Genomic DNA, 17,466 nt, shown 5'->3' with positions numbered 1-17,466 from the left:
GGCTCTCGGCTGTGCCCACCCTTCCGGTTACCGGCGGGTAGCTCCATGTCGCAGACATCGCAGGCTGCGCGGCCCGAGTTGTGGGAAACCTGCAAAAGCCGATCGGCCGCGACCCGGACGCGCGGCGCCCTACACCCCCGCCGGCGGCTCCGTCGCGTGCCGCTCCGGCGGCACGCGCAGGGCGATCATGGCCATGTCGTCGATGCCGGCGGTCGGCAGGTGCGTCAGCAGCCCGTCGCAGAAGGCCGGCAGCGACCTGCGGGCGAACCGCCCCGCCTCGTCGCGCAGCCGCTTCAGCCCCTCGTCGAGGTGCTCGCCGGGCCGTTCGACCAGGCCGTCGGTGTACAGCAGCAGCGTGCAGCCGGGCCGCAGGGTGAGCTGCGCGCTCCGGTACGGCTCGTCGAACAGCGCCCCCAGGCCGAGCAGCGGATTGGCGGCGTCCTCCAGCAGCCGGGTCGTGCCGTCCGGGGCGACCAGGACCGGCGGCGGATGGCCGGCGGCCGCGTACTCCAGCCGCGGACCGCCCGGGCCGTCCGGCGCGACGCGGGCCAGCGCGCAGGTCGCCGAGCCGTCCGGGATCAGCGTCTCCATCGCGATGTTCAGCCGGCGCAGGATGTGCCCGGGGCCCTCCTGCCGGTCGACGATCAGGGCCCTCAGGATGTTGCGCAGCTGGCTCATCGCCACCGCGGCGGCGAGGTCGTGCCCGGTCGCGTCGCCGATCGCCAGCACCGCGGTGCCGTCCGGCAGCACGAACGAGTCGTACCAGTCGCCGCCCACCTCGGCCGTCGCCGGGCTCGCCCGGTACCGCGCGACGATCTCCAGGCCGGGGACCCGCGGCGGCTCGGCGAGCAGGCTGTGCTGCAGCGCCAGCGCCACCCGCTGCGTCCGGTGGTACTCGATCGCGCTGCTCAGCCCGTCGTGGGCGTGCTCGAACATCTGCCGCATCAGGTCGACGTCCTCGCGGCTCAGCGGCTCGCGCTCCCCGCAGACGGCGGCGGTCACCACGGCCGCCACGGCCCCGTCCACGGTCACCGGCATCACCACCACGCTGTTGGCGTCCGCCGCGGCCAGCCACTCGGTCGTGCCCTCGGGCAGCATGTCCGCCGGCGGCCGGCCGGGCGGGAACGTGTGGTGCAGCGGGCGGCTGCGCTGCACCGTCCGGGTGAACCCGCTGTCGGCGGCGTACCACTCCACGCCGAACGGCGGCTGCCGCGGCAGCCCGGACCGCGCCGCCGTCGCGACCCGCTCGGTGAGCAGCGGCGCGCCGTCCGGCCGGTCGACGTAGTCGGGCAGCAGGTGGACGCCGCAGCCGTCGGCGAGCGCCGGCACGAGCACGTCGGCGAGCGCGCCGAGCATCTCGCGCAGCCCGGTGCGCTCGGCGGTCGCGGCTGCGGCCCGGTCGAGCAGCCGCGTGCGGCGCTCCCGGCGCCACTGCTGCTCGATGTCGGTGCAGGTGCCGACCCACTCGACCACCACGCCGTTCTCGTGCACCGGCGCGGCGTTGACCTGGAAGTGCCGGTAGCCGCCGCCGGCCGTCCGCAGCCGGTAGACGTACCGCCAGGGACGGGCCTGCGCGAGCGCCCGCTCCCACGACCGCACGGCGTCCTCGCGGTCCTCGGGGTGCAGCGCGCTCTGCCAGCCCTTGCCGCGGAACCCCTCCCAGTCCTGGCCGGTCACCCGCTCCCAGCCGGGGCTCGGCTCGACGGGCTCGCCCGCCGGGGTCGTCACCCAGACGATCTCGGCGCTCACCCGGATCAGGCTCTGGAACCGGCGCAGGGCGCGGCGCTGCTCGTCGGCCGTCCGCCCGGCCCGCCGGGCCGCGCCGACGTGCTCGCTGACGTCCACGCCCACCGCGAGCACGGCCGGCTCGCCCCCGGCGGCGCGGGACAGGCCGACGCGGGACAGGCTGACGCGGGACAGGCTGAAGGAGAAGAAGCGCTCCTCGTAGCCGGTGTCGGGGAAGAACAGGCTGACCGGGGCCTCGGCGAGGGTCACCGGCTCGCCGCCGTCGAGCACGCGGGCGAGGAGGTCGAAGTAGCCGGTCTGGACGAGGTCGCCGAACGCCCGGCGGACCGGTTCGCCGATCGCGCGGTCGCCGAAGGTCGCGCGGAAGGCGATGTTGGTGTACGCCAGGCGCTGCTCCGGCCCGCTGATGACGGCGACGGTGGCGGGCGCGACGTCGAGCGCCCGGAGCGCCCCGGACGCGGTCCCGCCGTCCCCCCTCGGCCGCTCATCGACCATGGCGTCTCCCCCAGTCGCCGCCCGGGTCGCTATCGGCACTTCACCTCAACATACATCGGGCCCCGTCCTCACCAGCGCTGCGGCCCCGCCGGCGCCGGCCCGGCCCCTGCCCCGAACCGCGGGTTCGAGTTCTGCCCCGCGCTGTAAGGTTCAGTCAGTCCCGCAACGGCCCGGCCGCCGTAACAGTTCATTCGAGCAGAGGTGAGTGGATGTACCCGGTTACTCATGGTGGCGTCGAGCCCGTTCTGCTACAGATCGGCGACATGTCCCTGACGAGTACCCATGTCATTCTCCCGTACGGCAACTACCCTCTGCACGGCTCCCACTGGACCGTTCAGGACTCCGGCCAGGTCACCGAAGGAATCCCCGTGGTCGCCATCGTGCTGACCGTCATCTTCGTCTGGTTCTGCCTTTTGGGACTGCTCTTTCTCCTGATGAAGGAGCGTCGTTATGTCGGATTCGTGGCCATCTCCGTGACCGGCCCCGGCTTCCACCACGCGGCCCAGTTCCCGGCCGGGCCCCAGACGAGCGCATGGGCCGCCCACGCGGTGGCGCAGGCCAGGTCCATCACCGCCGCCGCACCGCCCCTGGCCTGACCGCCGCGGGAGGACGCTCCGGCACCGGAGGGATTCCGCGGCCCGCCATTTCCCTGCGGGCGGGCGAAGATCCGGCTGCTACTTTGTCCCCGAAGGGCGAACCGCGAATTGGGGAGTGTGCCGTGACCGAGGAGCCGGGCAGCATCATCGACACGTCCGTGCCGCATTCCGCGCGTATCTGGAACTACTGGCTCGGAGGCAAGGACAACTATCCCGTCGACCGCGCCGCAGGCGACCAGTATCTGCAGGTCTACCCCGGAATCGTGGACATCGCCCGGGCCGGCCGCAACTTCCTCGCCCGCGCCGTCCGCTTCCTGGCGGGCGAGCAGGGGATCCGGCAGTTCCTCGACGTCGGGACGGGGCTGCCGACCGTCGACAACACCCACGAGGTGGCGCAGCGGGTCGCGCCGGAGTCGCACATCGTCTACGTCGACAACGACCCGCTCGTCCTGTCGCACGCGCACGCCCTGCTGACCAGCCGTCCCGAGGGCGAGACGAGCTACGTCCAGGCCGACATGATGAAGCCGGAGCAGGTGCTGGCCGCGGCGCGCGAGAAGCTCGACTTCGACCGGCCGGTCGCGGTGATGCTCATGGGCGTGCTCGGCCACGTCGACTCCTACGACGACGTGCTGGACATCATCCGCACGCTGACCGGCGGCCTGTGCCCCGGCAGCTACCTCGCCATCTACGACGACACCGACACCGACGCGGCGCACAACGAGGCGCAGCAGCAGTACGACGACACCGGCGCGGTCCCGTACCGGCTCCGCCCGCCCGCGCAGATCACCGGCTACTTCGACGGCCTGGAACTGGTCGAGCCCGGGGTGGTGGCCTGCGAGGACTGGCGCCCCGAGCCCAACCCGTTCAACGACGCGCCGAAGACCTCCACGCTCTGCGGCGTCGCCCGCAAGCCGTAACGCCTAGCGGCCGTCCAGAAGGGGCCGGCGCGGGTCCCAGGTGGTGCCGTCGCGGTCGTCGCGGCGGCGCCGCGCGAGGCCCGACAGCGCCTCCAGCACGACGCGGTTGGCGAGCGCCGAGGTGATCTCGGCGTGGTCGTAGGGCGGTGACACCTCGACCACGTCGATGCCGGCGACCGGCAGCTCGTAGGCGATGCGGCGCACCGCGTCCAGCAGCTGCCGGGCGGTGAGGCCGCCGGGCTCGGGGGTGCCGGTGCCGGGCGCGTGGCCGGGGTCGCACACGTCGATGTCGACGGACAGGAACACCCCGTCGCACTCGTCGGTGGCGATCGCGAACGCCTCGGTCAGGCACTCCTCCAGCCCGCGCGCGACGATCTCGGTCATCTCGTAGGAGCGCATGCCCTGCCCGGCCATCCACGCGAGCGTCTCCGGGCCCGGCCAGTAGCCGCGCAGGCCGAGCTGCAGGAACCGGTCGCCGCGGACGGCGCCGGACTCCAGCAGCCGGCGCATCGGGGTGCCGTGCCCGACCAGCGAGCCGAACTCGATGTCGCCGGTGTCGGCGTGCGCGTCGAAGTGGATCATCGAGACGCGGCCCTGGCCGAGGTGCTGCGCGACCCCGGCGGCGTCGGGCCAGGCGATGGTGTGGTCGCCGCCGAGCACCAGCGGGATCGCGCCGTTGCTCGTGATGGTGTGCACCGCCTCCTGCAGGTCCCGGACGGAGCGCTCGGCGTCGCCGGAGTACATCTCGACGTCGCCGGCGTCGTGCACGGTGAGGTCGCCCCGCAGCCCGTCCACACGCAGCGCCAGCGACGGGCGCGACCCGTCCTGCGGCAGGTAGCAGGTCTGCCGGATGTACTGCGGGCCGAACCGGGTGCCCGGCCGGTGGCTGGTCCCGCCGTCGAACGGCGCGCCGAGGATGACCACGTCGGCGTCGGCGTAGGTCGCGGGGTCCGACCAGGTGCAGCGCGGCACTCCGAGGAAGGTGATGTCGGGGCCGTACTGCGGTCCGTACCGCTGCGACGTGGTCATCGGCGTCCTCCGGTTCTTCGTGGGTGTCAGGCGGCGGCGCGGCGGCCACGCATCAGCACGGCGTAGACGGCCGCCGAGATCAGGATGCCCGCGGGCAGGGAAAGGTCAACTCCGCCGGCCGCCTTGGCGAGCTCGCCGGTGTAGAGGGTGGTGTTCAGGCACTGGGAGGCGACGGCGGCGCCGGCGAGCAGCGCGACCGCACCGGCCCGGTTGACGCCGCCGCGGTACCAGAACGGCCCGTCGCGGGACTCGTCGCTCAGCTCGCGTCCGTCGTAGCGGTTGCGGCGCCACAGGATGTCGGTGGCGTAGACGGCCATGGCGGGGCCGATCAGCGCCACCATGAGCTGGAGCATGTTGTTGACGGTGTCGAGGAAGTTCGAGACGAGCAGCGCGTACAGGGTGAGCGCGACGCCGAGGGCGCCGTCGAGGGCGACGCTGCGCGAGCGGCGCAGCCGGACGCCGACGGCCTGCAGCGCGAGGCCGGAGCTGTAGGCGGTCATGGCGTTGTTGGCGATCGTGCCGAGGACGACCGAGAGCAGGAACACCGGGGTGAACCAGGACGGCAGGATCGTCGCGAGCGCGGTCTGCGGGTCGGACATGTCGAGGACGGTCCCGCCGAGGGCGCCGAGGGCGGTGAACACGACGCTGGGCAGGAACGCGCCGAGCGCCGTCCAGCCGGCGACGGCCTTCGGCGAGGCGCCGGACGGCAGGTACCGGGAGAAGTCGGCGCTGTTGGTGTAGGAGAGCGGCCCTGACGCGACGAGCGCGAGGCCGGCGGACAGGGCGGCCCACAGCGCGGTCCCGTGCAGCGCGTGCTGCGGCCGGTAGTCCCACTGCGCGTGCGCAGCGATGTATCCGGCCAGGATGACGAACGCGACGGCGAGCACGCAGGTCAGCGGCCCGTAGAGCTTCACGATGGTGGCGTGGCCGTAGACGCTGATGGCGAGCGTCGCGGCGGCGATGGCGACGATGGTGACGACCTTGACGGGCGTGCTGGTGCGGACGCCGGCCTCGTCCAGCAGCCCGAACGCGGCGAGCGAGGCCGCCGCCCAGTTGAGCGCGAGGTAGCAGACGGAGACGAACCAGCCGTTGACCGCGATGTTCACCCGGTTCCCGCGGACGCCGTACATCGCCCTCATGATCACTTCGCTGGGCGTCCCGGCCGCCGGGCCGCTCACCGCGAGCAGCCCGACGAGGATCCAGAACAGGTTGCCGAGCAGGGTGAGGACGAGCGCCTGCACGAGGTCCAGGCCCATGAGGACGAGGGCGCCGCCGATGACGAGGGCGAGGTAGCTGACGTTCGGCGCGGCCCAGACCGCGAACAGCTCGCGCGGCCGGCCGTGCCGTTCGGCCTCGGGGATGAACTCGATGCCGCGCGCCTCGACCCGGCCCGCCCGGTCGGCGGCGTGCGGGGGTGCGGGGGCCTGCTCCTGCGGGTCTGGAATCGTGGACGCCATGCGTGTCCTCCGGGGGGGTGGAGCACCGGAACCTTGTCTATTGGTCGCATAACCAATAACGTGGAGGCGATGTTGTCAAGAGCCGCACCCAAACGCGTCCGCAAGACGCCCGAGGCCCGCCGCGCCGAGATCGTCGCGGCGGCGTCCGCGCTCGCGCTCACCGAGGGCCTGGAGTGCCTCACGCTGCGCCGGGTCGCCGACGAGCTGGCCGTCCGGCCCGGCCTGATCAGCCACTACTTCCCCGCGGTGGAGGATCTGGTCGCCGAGGCGTTCGGCGCCGCGGCGACCGCCGAGCTGGACGACCTGATCCCCGCGGACCGGCCCGCCGGGAGCCCGCTGGAGCACCTCGCGCGCTTCTTCGTGCTGACGACCGGCCCCGGATACGACGGGGTGAGCCGGCTGTGGCTGAACGCCTGGCACCTCAGCCGCTACCGGCCGGCACTGCGCGAGCGCGTCGACCGGCAGGAGACGCTGTGGCGCGAGCGGCTGGCCGGGCTCGTCCGCGACGGCGTCGAGCACGGGTCCTTCGAGGCCCGCGACCCCGACGTCACCGCCGCCCGGATCCTCGTCGTCCTCGACGGGCTCGGCTCGCACGCCAACACCGACCGGTCCGACCGCCCTCCGGAGGTGACGCACCTCGCCGTCGTCATCGCCGAGCGGGAGCTGAACCTGCCGGAGGGCAGCCTCGTCGCCCGGGTGACCGCGGCGCACGTGCCCCGTCCGGCCCCCGACGAAGGAGCCGCCTGTGCCCGCTGACCTGGTGCTGCTGTCCGCCCGCCTGCTCGACCCGGCGGACGGGCGGCCGCTGCCGCACACCGCGCTGGCCGCCGAGGGCGGCCGGGTCACCGCCGTCGGTGACGACCGGGAGGTCCGCGCGCTCGCCGGGCCGCGCACGGCGGTGCTCGACCTGAAGGGCGCCGTCGTCACGCCCGGCCTGGTGGACGGGCACATGCACCCGATCGGGGGCGCCGAGCGGACGATGGGCGTCGACCTGTCCGGCTGCGCCGACCTGCCGGCCGTCCGGGAGGCCCTCGCCCGCGCGGCCCGCGACCTGCCGCCCGGAGGGTGGCTGCGCGGCTGGGGCCTCGACCCCAACGTGTTCGGCGGCGGGCCCGTCACCGCCGCCGCGCTCGGCCCCGCCTTCCAGGACGTCCCCTCCGCCGTCGACCTGTTCGACGCGCACTCCATGCTGGCCGGCCCGCGCGCGCTGGAGCTCGCCGGGATCGACGGCCCGCGCCGGTTCGACCAGGGCGCCGAGATCGTCGTCGACGACGACGGCCGCCCCACCGGCCTGCTGCTGGAGGACGCCGCCTGCGAGCTGGTGGAGGCCGTCGCGCCCCGCCCGACCGCCGCCGAGCGGCGCGAGCGCGCCGCCGCGGTGCTGCGCGGCATGGCCGCCGCGGGCCTGACCGGCGGCCACGTCATGGACGCCCTCGGCGACACCCTCGCCGCCCTCGCCGACCTGGAGGCGCGGGACGCGCTGCCCCTGCGGCTGCGCGTCGCGCCGTGGTGCCAGCCGGGCGGCGACGCCGACGACCTCGCGCGGCTCATCGCCGAGCAGGGCACCGGCGGGCGGCTGTGGCGGGTCGCGGGCGTGAAGCTGTTCATGGACGGCACCATCGACAACGGCACCGCCTGGCTGGAGCACCCCGACTGCCACGGCGAGTCCACGCACGCCTTCTGGCCCGACCCGGACGCCTACACCCGCGTGATCGGCGAGCTGCACCGCGCCGGGGTCCCGACCGCCACGCACGCCATCGGCGACGCGGCCGTCCGGCACGTCCTCGACTCCGTCGAGAAGGCGGCGGCGCACCCCTTTCCGCAGGGCGGCGCGGCGGTCCGGCACCGCGTCGAGCACATCGAGACGGTGCCCGACGACACCGTCCGGCGCTTCGCCCGGCTCGGCGTCACCGCGTCCATGCAGCCGACGCACTGCTGCGAGTACACCCGCGCCGACCACACCGACAACTGGTCGCGCCGCCTCGGCGAGGAGCGGGCGTCGCGCGCGTTCCGCTGCCGGGACCTGTGGGACGCGGGCGCCACGGTCGTGCTCGGGTCGGACTGGCCGATCGCGCCGTTCCCGCCGCTCGCCGTGATGGCGGGGGCGCGGCACCGGCGGCCGAGCCGCGACCTGAGCGAGCTGCCGCACGGCCCGGCGCAGGCCCTCACCCCGCTGCAGGCGCTGCGGGGCTGCACGATCAACCCGGCGCTGGCCGCCGGCGAGGAGGCGGTGGCGGGCCGGATCGCCGCCGGCCGCCGCGCGGACCTCACCGTCCTCGCCGACGACCCCCTCTCCGTCGCCGACACCGACCTCGCCGCGCTGCCCGTGCTGCTCACCGTCCTGGACGGGCGGATCACCCACCGCGACGCGGCGCTGTGAACCGCCCGGCGGTCAGGCGCCGCCCTCGGGGGTGACGCCGTCGGGCAGGACGTTCGGGCGCGCCTTCTCCACCAGGGCGGGGATGACGTCGTCCAGCTCGTGCGGGTCCCAGCGGGCGCCCTTGTCGACGACCGGGCCGGCGCGCCAGCCCTCCGCGACGCTGATCCGCCCGCCGCGCACGTTGAACACCCGGCCGGTGATCCCGCGCGCCCCCGGGCTCGCCAGCCACACCACGAGCGGCGCGATGTTGGACGGGTCCGCCGGGTCGAAGCCCTCGCTGGGGCGCGCGCGGCCCGGCACCAGGTTCTCGGTCATCCGGGTCAGCGCGGCGGGCGCCACCGCGTTGACCGTCACGCCGTACCGGCGCAGCTCGCGGGCCGCGATCACGGTCAGCGCGGCGATCCCGGCCTTGGCCGCGCCGTAGTTGCCCTGCCCGGCGTTGCCGTAGATGCCCGACGAGGAGCTGGTGTTGATGACGCGCGCGTCGACGTCGTGCCCGGCCTTGTGCCGTTCCCGCCAGTACGCGGCGGCGTGCCGCAGCGGCGCGAACGTCCCGCGCAGATGGACGCCGATCACCGCGTCCCACTCCTCCGCGCTCATGTTCACCAGCATCCGGTCGCGCAGGATGCCCGCGTTGTTCACCAGGACGTGCAGGTCGCCGAACCGCTCGACGGTCGCGGCGACGAGCCGCCGGGCGCCCTCGAAGTCGGACACGTCGGTGCCGTCGGCGACGGCCTCGCCGCCCATCGCGCGGATCTCGTCCACCACCTCGCCCGCCGGTCCGGTGGACGAGCCGGTGCCGTCCACCTGCGCGCCGAGGTCGTTGACGACGACCCGGGCGCCGTGCCGGGCGAACTCCAGCGCGTGCTCGCGGCCGATGCCGCGGGCCGCCCCGGTCACGATGACCACCCGTCCGTCGGCGATCGCGGTCATGGTCGCTCCCTTCGTCCCGGGCGGCGGGCGGGCCGGGCGTCCGGGGCCGCCGCACATTAGAAGCAATTTCTAGAATTAGCTTTCAAAAACGATGCGACGCGAACCCCCCGATGTCAATGGGCCGGCGCCACCGGCCGCCGCCCGGATCCGGATGAACGGGACACCGGCGCCACGAGGGCCGATGAGATAGCTTTCCAACGGTGGAAACCGCTGGAGTGTCCCTCGGCGGGGCGCGGCGGCCCGGCCGGGACGACGGCACGCGCGCCGGCGGCGCCGCGCCCGCCGGGAGCGCGGCGTCCTTCCGCGGGCGCCTGCTGGCGGGCCTCGCCGACTCGATCCGCGAGCGCGGCTACCGCGACACCACCGTCTCCGACGTCGTCCGGCACGCCCGCACGTCCCGGCGCACGTTCTACGAGGAGTTCCCGACCAAGGACGCCTGCTTCGTCGAGCTGCTCCAGGTGACGAACCGGATGCTGCGCCGCCGCGTCGCCGAGGCGATCGACCCCGCCGCGCCGTGGGAGGCGCAGATCCGCCAGGGCGTCGAGGCGTACGTCGAGATGGTCGCCTCCGAACCGGAGATCACGCTCGCCTGGATCCGCGAACTGCAGGCGCTCGGCGCGGACACCGCCCGGCGGATGCAGCGCGAGGCGGTCGACACGCTGTTCCGGCTGCTGCGGGACGTGTCCGGGAACCCCGAGATGCTGCGCGCCGGCGCGCACCCGATCACCCGACCGTTCGCCCTCATGCTGATCGGCGGGCTCCGCGAGCTGACCGCCACCCTGGTGGAGGACGGCGCGGACGTCCGGGACATCACCGAGGTCGCCGTCGAGGCGACGATCGCGCTGTTCCGGCCGGTGCCGGAAAACCGCGGCGGCACGCCGTCGGCGGCTTCCCGCGGCGGTTTTCCCGACCCCCGGAACTGACCTTTCCGGCCCCGGCCGCGAGGCCGCCGAATTCCCTTCTCCAGCACGGTAGGCGCGCGTACGGCACCGTGGTACCGTCCCGTACCACACCATCTCCGTGCCCGTGGCACGCGAGGCCGCCATGCCGAGAGCATCGTCCAGAAGAGCGCGCGATGACCGACATTGACCAGGACGACTTCACCGAGCACGCCGTCCACCTGGAATACACATGGCGGACCTGGCGGTACATGCTCACCAGCGCCTCCGCGCCGGCCCTGCTGTGCGTCAGCGCGAACGGCATCCTGCGGCTCGGCAGCTTCGTCGACTGCACCGCCGCCGAGCGGGTGTTCTGGGACGTGGTCACGCTGGCCATCCAGGACGCCGGGAACCACCTGGCGGACATGCGCGTCAACAGCACCCGGGCCGCCGTCGTGCTGGAGGGCCCGCCGGACGGCCGCGCGCATCTCGCGGTCCGCTCGGCGTCCGGATTCAACCTCGCGCACTGCTACGACACCTCCTACGAGGCGCTCGACGCGTGGGCGCAGATGGCGAGCGAACTGGCGCTCGGACCGTGCGCATGATCGAGTTACATGATCGGGTTCCGGGCGCGTTTTCCGGGAATGGCGCAAGAACGCGATCTTGATCGGGCGCCCCGCGAATTCGCGGCGCGGCTGAAAACGGTGCGCGGAAGGCGCGGTCAGCGCCCGGAATCGGCACTTCCCGACGGCCCGCGCCCCGCCGACACCAGCCCCGTCTCGTAGGCGAGCACGACGGCCTGGACCCGGTCGCGCAGGTCCAGCTTCGACAGGATCCGCGCGACGTGCGTCTTGACCGTCGCGGCGCTGAGGGTGAGCCGGTCGGCCAGCTCGGCGTTCGACAGCCCGGTGGCGAGCAGCCCGAGCACCTCCAGCTCGCGCGGCGTCAGCCTCGACAGGTCGCGGTGGACCGCGGGCCGCGCCTCGTCGCGCGGCGCGAACCGCTCGATGAGGCGGCGGGTGATCGCGGGCGCGAGCAGCGCGTCCCCCGCCTGGACGAGCCGGACGGACGCGGTGAGCCGCTCGGGCGTCACGTCCTTGAGCAGGAAGCCGCTGGCGCCCGCGGTGAGCGCCGCGTAGACGTAATGGTCCAGGTCGTAGGTGGTGAGGATGAGCACCCGGGCGCCGCCGCCGGCCGCGGTGATCTCCCGGGTCGCCTCGATCCCGTTCATCTCCGGCATCCGGACGTCCATCAGCACGACGTCGGGGCGGGTGCGGCGGACCGCGGCGACCGCCTCGGCGCCGTCCGCGGCCTCGGCGACGACGTCGATGCCGTCGGCGGCGAGGATCATCCGGAAGCCGGTGCGGACGAGCGCCTGGTCGTCGGCGATCACCACGCGCAGGGCGACGCCGCCGGCCGCGGTCACGGCGCCCTCCAGGGGATCGTGGCGGCGACGCGGAACCCGCCGGTGAGGGTGCGGCCGGACTCCAGCGTCCCGTCGTAGACGGCGAGCCGCTCGCGCAGGTTGATCAGGCCGCGGCCATTGCCGATCCCCGCGCCCGACCCCGCGCCCGCCCCGCCGCCCGTCCCGCCGCCGGTGTCGGTGATCTCGATGCGCAGGTCGTCGCCGTCGCACCGGACCGCCACCGCGGCGGACGCGCCGGACGCGTGCTTCATCGCGTTGGTCAGCGCCTCCTGGACGACCCGGTACGCGGTGAGGTCGACGCCGGGCGGCAGCGGCCCCGGCGGCGGGTCGATGTCGGCGGTGACCCGCAGGCCGGTCGCGCGGACCCGGTCGATGAGCGGGCCGAGCCGGTCCAGGCCCGGCTGCGGGACCGGCACGCCGCCGTCCCCCTGGCCGTCCCCGTCCCCCGACGGCGCGAGCAGGCCCATGACGTGCCGCAGCTCCGCCATCGCGGCGCGCCCGCTCGCCTCGACGTCCAGCATCGCCTTCTTCGACAGCTCGGGATCGGCGTCCACCACCTTGCGGGCGGCGCCCGTCTGGATCACCATGACGCTCACGTTGTGCGTCACCACGTCGTGCAGCTCCGCCGCGATCCGGGCGCGCTCCACCTCGACCGCGCGGCGCGTCGCCTGCCGCTGCTCCCGCTCGATCTCGGTGAGCCGGCGCCGCCACGTCCGCACCGCCATCGCGAGCGCGCCCGCGGCGAGCAGCACGAAGAACGGCGCCGACCAGTCGGGCAGGGCGACGGCGGTGCCGCGGTAGCCGACACCGGCGAGGACTGCGGCGACCCCGAGGCTCGCGACGGCCTGCACGCGGTACCGGCTGTGCGCGATCGCGCTGAAACCGGCGATCAGGCAGGCCAGCACCGTCACCCACGTCATGCCGTGGCGCAGCGCCCACGCCGCCACCAGCACCGCCCAGAACGTGCCGAGCGGGTACCGGCGCCGGAACGCCAGCGGCAGCGTCGACAGGACGATGAGCGCCCACCCCTGCCGGACGGGGTGCGAGATGTCGCCCGGCGGTGCGAGCGGCGGACGCGGAGCGGGTCCGTCCAGGACCACCTTCTGGACCGCGTCCACGCCCGCCCTGTCCGCCACGTACAGCGCGAGCACGGTCAAGGCGACGGCGAGGAGCGCGTCGGCGGCGAGCGCGCGCCGGGACGGCCCGCCGCCCGCCGGCTCCGGGCGCAGCAGGTCGCGCACCCGCCCGCGCCAAGCGCGCCGACCGCGCCACTCGCGCGTCCCGCCCACGTCCATGCCCACATTGTGACGTCCGCCGCGTGAACCCGGTATCGGCTTCGCGGGCGGGACGGTCCCGCCGCGCGGACTACATCGCAGGGATGATGCTGCGGCGGGATCGTCCGCGCGATGTACCGGAAGTCGGTGCGGCGGCCGACGCGCCGGCAACGCGCCCGCGCCTACCGTCACCTCCGCTGGGAGGACGGCGGCGCGCCGTCCGCGGGCGGAGAGCGGGAGCCTCATGGGACATGTGATCGAGCTGGACGCCGCGACGAAGGACTACGGCGGCGCGGGCACGCCGGCGCTCGGGCCCCTGTCGCTGGACGTGGCGGAGGGCGAGGCGCTCGCGGTCGTCGGGCCGTCGGGCAGCGGGAAGTCGACGCTGCTGAACCTGGTCGCCGGGCTGGACCGGCCGTCCGCCGGGACGGTGACGGTGGACGGCCGGCGCGTCGACCGGCTCGGCGAGGCGGCGCTCGCCCGGTTCCGGCGGGAGCGGATCGGGTTCGTGTTCCAGTTCTTCAACCTGCTCGACGACCTCACCGTCGCCGACAACGTCCGGCTGCCCGCGCAGCTGGCGGGGACGCCGCGCCGCAAGGCCGCGGACCGCGCCGACGAGCTGCTCGGGATGCTCGGCGTCCACGAGCACGCGGGCTCGTATCCGGGGCGGCTGTCGGGCGGGGAGCGGCAGCGCGTCGCGGTGGCGCGCGCGCTGGTGAACCGTCCGGCGCTGCTGCTGGCGGACGAGCCGACGGGCGCGCTGGACACCGCGTCCGGCCACGAGGTGCGCGAGTTGCTCGCCGAGGTGCACCGGAGCGGTCAGACGATCGTGCTGGTCACGCACGACATGGCGCTGGCGCGGTCGCTGGCGACCCGGACGGTGACACTGGTCGACGGCGCGATCTCGGCCGACGAGCGGGCGGGGGCGGCCCGATGAGCGCGGGGTCCTCGCTGGGGGCGCTGGGCCGGGTGGTGCGGTCGGGCGTGGGACGGCGGCGCGTCCAGACGCTGGTGGTCGCGCTGGCCACGCTGATGTCGGTGGCGTCGGCGGTCGTCGCCGGCTCGCTGGTCGTCGCGTCGTCGGCGCCGTTCGACCACGCGTTCGCGCGCGGACACGGCGCGCACCTCACCGCGCAGATCGACGCGGGGCGGGCGACGGCGGCGCAGGCTGCGGCGACGGCGCACCTGCGGGGCGTCAAGGCGAGCGCCGGGCCGTTCCCGGTCGCGATCATCGCGCCGGCCGCGCTGCCCCGGCTCACCGTGGCGGGGCGCCCCTCCCCCGGCGGCCCGGTGGACCGGCTGGAGGTCACGGCGGGACGGTGGGCGTCCGCCGCGAACGAGATCGTCCTGCCGGCCGACCTCCCGCCGGAGGTGGCGCGGCCGGGGACGACGCTGACCCTGCCGGGCGGGCGGACCCTGACGGCCGTCGGGCAGGCCCGCTCGGTCACCGGCTCCGCCGACGCGTGGATGACGCCGGTCGGGGTCGCCGCGCTCGGCAAGGCCGGGGCGCCCGCGACGACGCAGATGCTCTACCGCTTCTCCGGTTCGCCCGGGAAGGCGGCGCTGGCCGCCGACCGCACGCGGCTGAAGGCGGCCCTGCCGGCGGGCGCCCTGCTCGGCGGCCAGACCTACCTGGACGTCAAGCAGGCCGCCGACCGGGAGGCCGCCACGTTCGTCCCGTTCCTGATGGCGTTCGGCGCGCTCGGCCTGGCCATGGCCGTCATCGTCGTGGCGGGCGTCGTCGGCGGCGCGGTCGGCGCGAACCTGCGGCGCATCGGCGTGCTGAAGGCCATCGGCTGCACGCCCGCGGAGGTCGTCCGCGCCTACGTCGCGCAGGCGCTCGTCCCGGCGGCCGCCGGCACGCTGCTGGGCGTGGTGCTCGGGAACCTGGTGGCGTATCCGCTGCTCGGCGACGTGCAGCGGGTGTACGGGACGACCGGTCTCGCGGTCGCCTGGTGGGTGGACGCCGCGGTGGCGGCGGGCGCGCTGCTGGTGGTGGCGGCCGCCGCGCTGGTCCCGGCGCTGCGCGCGGGACGGCTGCGGACCGTCGAGGCGATCGCGGTCGGCCGCGCGCCGGGCACCGGGCGCGGCCGGCGCGCGCACCGCCTCATCGGGCGGCTGCCGCTGCCGCGCACGGTGTCGCTCGGGCTGGCGACGCCGTTCGCGCGTCCCGTCCGGTCCGCGTCGATGCTGCTGGCCGTCGCGTTCGGCACGGCCGCGGCGACGTTCGCGATCGGCCTGGCGGTGTCGCTGAACACCATCGGCACCGCCCGCGACCCCGACGCGGCCGCCGCGGTCACGGTGGTGCCCGCCGCCCCGGACGGCGCAGGCCCGCAGGGCGCCGTCCCGACGGGCCCGTCGGCGGGGCCGCCCGCCCTGGACGAGGCGAAGGTGCGGGCCGCGATCACCGCCCAGCCCGGCACGGCGTCGTTCTACGGCGTGAGCGACAGGCAGGTGACGGTGGCGGGGGTCGTCGGCCCGGTCGAGGCGAACCTCTACCGCGGCGACCTGCGGGCCGGGGCGTACGAGATCATCGCGGGCCGCTGGATCACCGGCCCCGGGCAGGCCGTGGTGCCGACGCGCTTCCTCGAGGTGACGGGCCACCGCATCGGCGACACGATCACGGTGCGGGACGCGGACACCACGGCGCGCCTGCGGATCGTGGGCGAGGCGTTCGACCTGCGGAACGCGGGGATGCGCGTGCACGCCGCCGCGGCCTCGTTCTCCGGCGCCAAGGACCCGGACGGGATGGACTCCTACCTGATCCGGGTGAAGCCCGGGGTGTCGGTGGCGTCGTACGTGGACGGCCTCAACGCGGCGCTCCGCACGGCCGACGCCCAGGCCATGACGTCCAGCCGGGGCGTCGGCAGCGTGATCGCCGTCCTGGACTCGCTGGCGGCGCTGCTCACCCTGATGCTGGTCACCGTCGCGGGGCTCGGCGTCCTCAACGCGGTCGTCCTGGACACCCGTGAGCGCGTGCACGACCTGGGCGTCTGCAAGGCGATCGGGATGTCGCCGCGGCAGACCGTCGCGATGGTGCTGGCGTCGGTCGCGGGCCTGGGCGCGGTCGGCGGGCTCGCGGGCCTGCCGGTGGGCGTCGCCCTGCACCATCTGGTGATGCCGCTGATGGGCGACGCGGCGGGCACCCGTCTGACCCACCACATGGTCGCCGTCTACGACGTGCCGCTGCTGGTCCCACTGGCGCTCGGCGGCATCGCGATCGCGCTGCTGGGCGCGCTGCTCCCCGCAGGCTGGGCCGCGAAGGCCCGCACCGCGACCGCCCTCCGCACCGAATGACCCGTTGACTTGCGGCGTGTCGGCCTTAAACCCGCGGTCATAAGGCCGACACGCCGCAACTCAACGTCAGAGGGGGCGGGTGTCGAGGACCTCGCGGAGCTTCTCCTGGGCGCGGGCGGCCTGCCGGGCGCGGTAGGCGATCGGCATGTAGCGGACGCGTTCGGGCAGCAGCGGCGTGCTGCGGCCGATGACCTGCCCGACGGCGCGCAGCCGCCGCTCGTCGGCCTTGCTCCACGACAGCCCGAGCTTGTCGCGCGCGGCCGGCGGGAGGGTGCCGACGGAGATGAAGCGCCCGAGCCGTCCGGTGGCCGCGATCAGCGGCGCGGCCACCGGGCGCAGCGGGGCGGGCACGCCCGGCGGGAGCTTGTCCATCCGGTCGAGGACTTCGAGGGCGACCTTGTGCGGGACGAGGGTGTTCTCCACCATGTCGTCGAAGTACGCCCAGTACTCGTCGATGGTGCCGGGCAGCATCCGCTCGGGTACCCGGAGGATGCGGCCGAGGTTGAGGAACTCGTCGAACACCTGCTGCTGCTCGGCGTCGTCCATCGGCTCGGGCGCGAAGTACTTGGACGCGGTGACGGCCGCGTAGAAGCCGGTGAGGTGCACCCACGCCCACGGCTCCGCTGACAGCGCGTGGTGGCTGCGGCCCTCCTCGTCGACGGCGCTGAGCGGCTTGTGCATCTCGCGGAGCCGCCGGCCCTCCTCGATCGCGGTCCGCCCGCCGTACACCCAGGTCTGCACGGACGCGAAGCTGCGCGCGGCGCGGCCGAGCGGGTCGCGGCGGAAGCTGGACAGCCGGTCGACGACGGTGCCGATCGCCGGATGCATGGTCTGCAGGATGAACACGCTGTTGCCGGCGATCGCCGACGTGTAGAGCCCCATGGTGTCCCAGAGGATCGAGCCGGGCTCGAACGGGACGGGCTCGGGGCGCGCGACGGCCCGTCCGGAGGGCGCGTGCTCGGTCATCGTCATGGTCTCGCCTCCCGATGGCGTCTCGGTTACAGTGAAACGCGAATAAGTAGTCGCTTACAAGTCGCG

15 protein-coding genes are annotated in these 17,466 nt (G+C 74.7%); 8 read left to right on the top strand and 7 right to left on the bottom strand.

All coding sequences use genetic code 11. The features are described 5' to 3' along the window. Positions 1-129: 129 nt before the first annotated feature. Positions 130-2,241 carry a SpoIIE family protein phosphatase gene (locus J4709_RS37160; RefSeq protein ID WP_208248170.1) on the bottom strand — a complete coding sequence of 704 codons (2,112 nt, stop codon included), beginning with the start codon at positions 2,239-2,241 and terminating at the stop codon, positions 130-132. A 209-nt stretch (positions 2,242-2,450) separates the two neighbouring features. Between J4709_RS37160 and J4709_RS37155 the strand changes: the two genes are divergently transcribed. Further along, positions 2,451-2,837, top strand: a complete 387-nt coding sequence (locus J4709_RS37155) for a hypothetical protein (RefSeq protein ID WP_208248168.1) — start codon at positions 2,451-2,453, stop codon at positions 2,835-2,837. A gap of 122 nt (positions 2,838-2,959) precedes the next feature. Continuing rightward, the gene (locus J4709_RS37150) at positions 2,960-3,754 is read left to right on the top strand and encodes an SAM-dependent methyltransferase (RefSeq protein ID WP_307801879.1); all 795 of its coding nucleotides are present in this window, start codon (positions 2,960-2,962) and stop codon (positions 3,752-3,754) included. 3 nt (positions 3,755-3,757) lie between these two features. Here the strand turns inward: J4709_RS37150 and speB are convergent, their stop codons facing one another. Both speB and J4709_RS37140 read right to left on the bottom strand, forming a co-directional pair. Beyond that, positions 3,758-4,783: an agmatinase gene (speB, locus tag J4709_RS37145; protein WP_208248164.1), complete on the bottom strand. Its 1,026-nt coding sequence runs from the start codon at positions 4,781-4,783 to the stop codon at positions 3,758-3,760. Positions 4,784-4,809: 26 nt separating this feature from the next. Beyond that, positions 4,810-6,240: a purine-cytosine permease family protein gene (locus J4709_RS37140; protein ID WP_208248162.1), complete on the bottom strand. Its 1,431-nt coding sequence runs from the start codon at positions 6,238-6,240 to the stop codon at positions 4,810-4,812. 69 nt (positions 6,241-6,309) lie between these two features. Between J4709_RS37140 and J4709_RS37135 the strand changes: the two genes are divergently transcribed. Together J4709_RS37135 and J4709_RS37130 are read left to right on the top strand one after the other, a co-directional pair. Beyond that, positions 6,310-6,996, top strand: a complete 687-nt coding sequence (locus tag J4709_RS37135; RefSeq protein WP_208248160.1) for a TetR/AcrR family transcriptional regulator — start codon at positions 6,310-6,312, stop codon at positions 6,994-6,996. After that, a complete protein-coding gene (locus J4709_RS37130; protein WP_208248158.1) occupies positions 6,986-8,620 on the top strand; it encodes an amidohydrolase in 1,635 nt (544 codons plus the stop codon). Before J4709_RS37135 ends, J4709_RS37130 begins: the two co-directional genes overlap by 11 nt. Before the next feature lie 12 nt (positions 8,621-8,632). Here J4709_RS37130 and J4709_RS37125 read toward each other — a convergent pair whose 3' ends face one another. Next, entirely contained in the window at positions 8,633-9,553 is a 921-nt protein-coding gene (locus J4709_RS37125) for an SDR family oxidoreductase (RefSeq protein ID WP_208248156.1), read from the bottom strand. Between the two features lie 200 nt (positions 9,554-9,753). On the opposite strand from J4709_RS37125, the gene J4709_RS37120 reads away from it, so the two are divergent. Next, the gene (locus J4709_RS37120; RefSeq protein WP_208248154.1) at positions 9,754-10,476 is read left to right on the top strand and encodes a TetR/AcrR family transcriptional regulator; all 723 of its coding nucleotides are present in this window, start codon (positions 9,754-9,756) and stop codon (positions 10,474-10,476) included. A 152-nt stretch (positions 10,477-10,628) separates the two neighbouring features. Beyond that, entirely contained in the window at positions 10,629-11,036 is a 408-nt protein-coding gene (locus J4709_RS37115; protein WP_173095848.1) for a hypothetical protein, read from the top strand. Positions 11,037-11,152: 116 nt separating this feature from the next. Here J4709_RS37115 and J4709_RS37110 read toward each other — a convergent pair whose 3' ends face one another. Together J4709_RS37110 and J4709_RS37105 are read right to left on the bottom strand one after the other, a co-directional pair. Continuing rightward, complete coding sequence (locus J4709_RS37110) at positions 11,153-11,857, bottom strand: response regulator (protein ID WP_307801876.1); 705 nt, start codon at positions 11,855-11,857, stop codon at positions 11,153-11,155. Next, the gene (locus tag J4709_RS37105; protein ID WP_232384629.1) at positions 11,854-13,152 is read right to left on the bottom strand and encodes a sensor histidine kinase; all 1,299 of its coding nucleotides are present in this window, start codon (positions 13,150-13,152) and stop codon (positions 11,854-11,856) included. Before J4709_RS37105 ends, J4709_RS37110 begins: the two co-directional genes overlap by 4 nt. 223 nt (positions 13,153-13,375) lie before the next feature. Here J4709_RS37105 and J4709_RS37100 point away from each other — a divergent pair, with 223 nt between their 5' ends. Together J4709_RS37100 and J4709_RS37095 are read left to right on the top strand one after the other, a co-directional pair. Beyond that, a complete protein-coding gene (locus J4709_RS37100) occupies positions 13,376-14,068 on the top strand; it encodes an ABC transporter ATP-binding protein (protein ID WP_208248152.1) in 693 nt (230 codons plus the stop codon). Then, positions 14,065-16,428: an ABC transporter permease gene (locus tag J4709_RS37095; RefSeq protein ID WP_208248151.1), complete on the top strand. Its 2,364-nt coding sequence runs from the start codon at positions 14,065-14,067 to the stop codon at positions 16,426-16,428. The genes J4709_RS37100 and J4709_RS37095 overlap by 4 nt, the downstream gene beginning before the upstream one ends. Before the next feature lie 66 nt (positions 16,429-16,494). Here the strand turns inward: J4709_RS37095 and J4709_RS37090 are convergent, their stop codons facing one another. Then, positions 16,495-17,400 carry an oxygenase MpaB family protein gene (locus J4709_RS37090; protein ID WP_232384628.1) on the bottom strand — a complete coding sequence of 302 codons (906 nt, stop codon included), beginning with the start codon at positions 17,398-17,400 and terminating at the stop codon, positions 16,495-16,497. Positions 17,401-17,466: the final 66 nt, after the last annotated feature.

Source organism: Actinomadura violacea, assembly GCF_017573465.1.
GTDB classification, from domain to species: domain Bacteria; phylum Actinomycetota; class Actinomycetes; order Streptosporangiales; family Streptosporangiaceae; genus Spirillospora; species Spirillospora violacea.
The sequence above is the reverse complement of the archived record's forward strand: the minus strand, read 5'-3'. Positions and strand labels throughout refer to the sequence as shown.

Coding starts and splice junctions, on each gene's coding strand:
- speB (WP_208248164.1), bottom strand. CDS start 4,783: ATGACCACGTCGCAGCGGTACGGACCGCAGTACGGCCCCGACATCACC.
- J4709_RS37095 (WP_208248151.1), top strand. CDS start 14,065: ATGAGCGCGGGGTCCTCGCTGGGGGCGCTGGGCCGGGTGGTGCGGTCG.
- J4709_RS37160 (WP_208248170.1), bottom strand. CDS start 2,241: ATGGTCGATGAGCGGCCGAGGGGGGACGGCGGGACCGCGTCCGGGGCG.
- J4709_RS37135 (WP_208248160.1), top strand. CDS start 6,310: ATGTTGTCAAGAGCCGCACCCAAACGCGTCCGCAAGACGCCCGAGGCC.
- J4709_RS37100 (WP_208248152.1), top strand. CDS start 13,376: ATGGGACATGTGATCGAGCTGGACGCCGCGACGAAGGACTACGGCGGC.
- J4709_RS37155 (WP_208248168.1), top strand. CDS start 2,451: ATGTACCCGGTTACTCATGGTGGCGTCGAGCCCGTTCTGCTACAGATC.
- J4709_RS37090 (WP_232384628.1), bottom strand. CDS start 17,400: ATGACGATGACCGAGCACGCGCCCTCCGGACGGGCCGTCGCGCGCCCC.
- J4709_RS37140 (WP_208248162.1), bottom strand. CDS start 6,240: ATGGCGTCCACGATTCCAGACCCGCAGGAGCAGGCCCCCGCACCCCCG.
- J4709_RS37105 (WP_232384629.1), bottom strand. CDS start 13,152: ATGGACGTGGGCGGGACGCGCGAGTGGCGCGGTCGGCGCGCTTGGCGC.
- J4709_RS37125 (WP_208248156.1), bottom strand. CDS start 9,553: ATGACCGCGATCGCCGACGGACGGGTGGTCATCGTGACCGGGGCGGCC.
- J4709_RS37115 (WP_173095848.1), top strand. CDS start 10,629: ATGACCGACATTGACCAGGACGACTTCACCGAGCACGCCGTCCACCTG.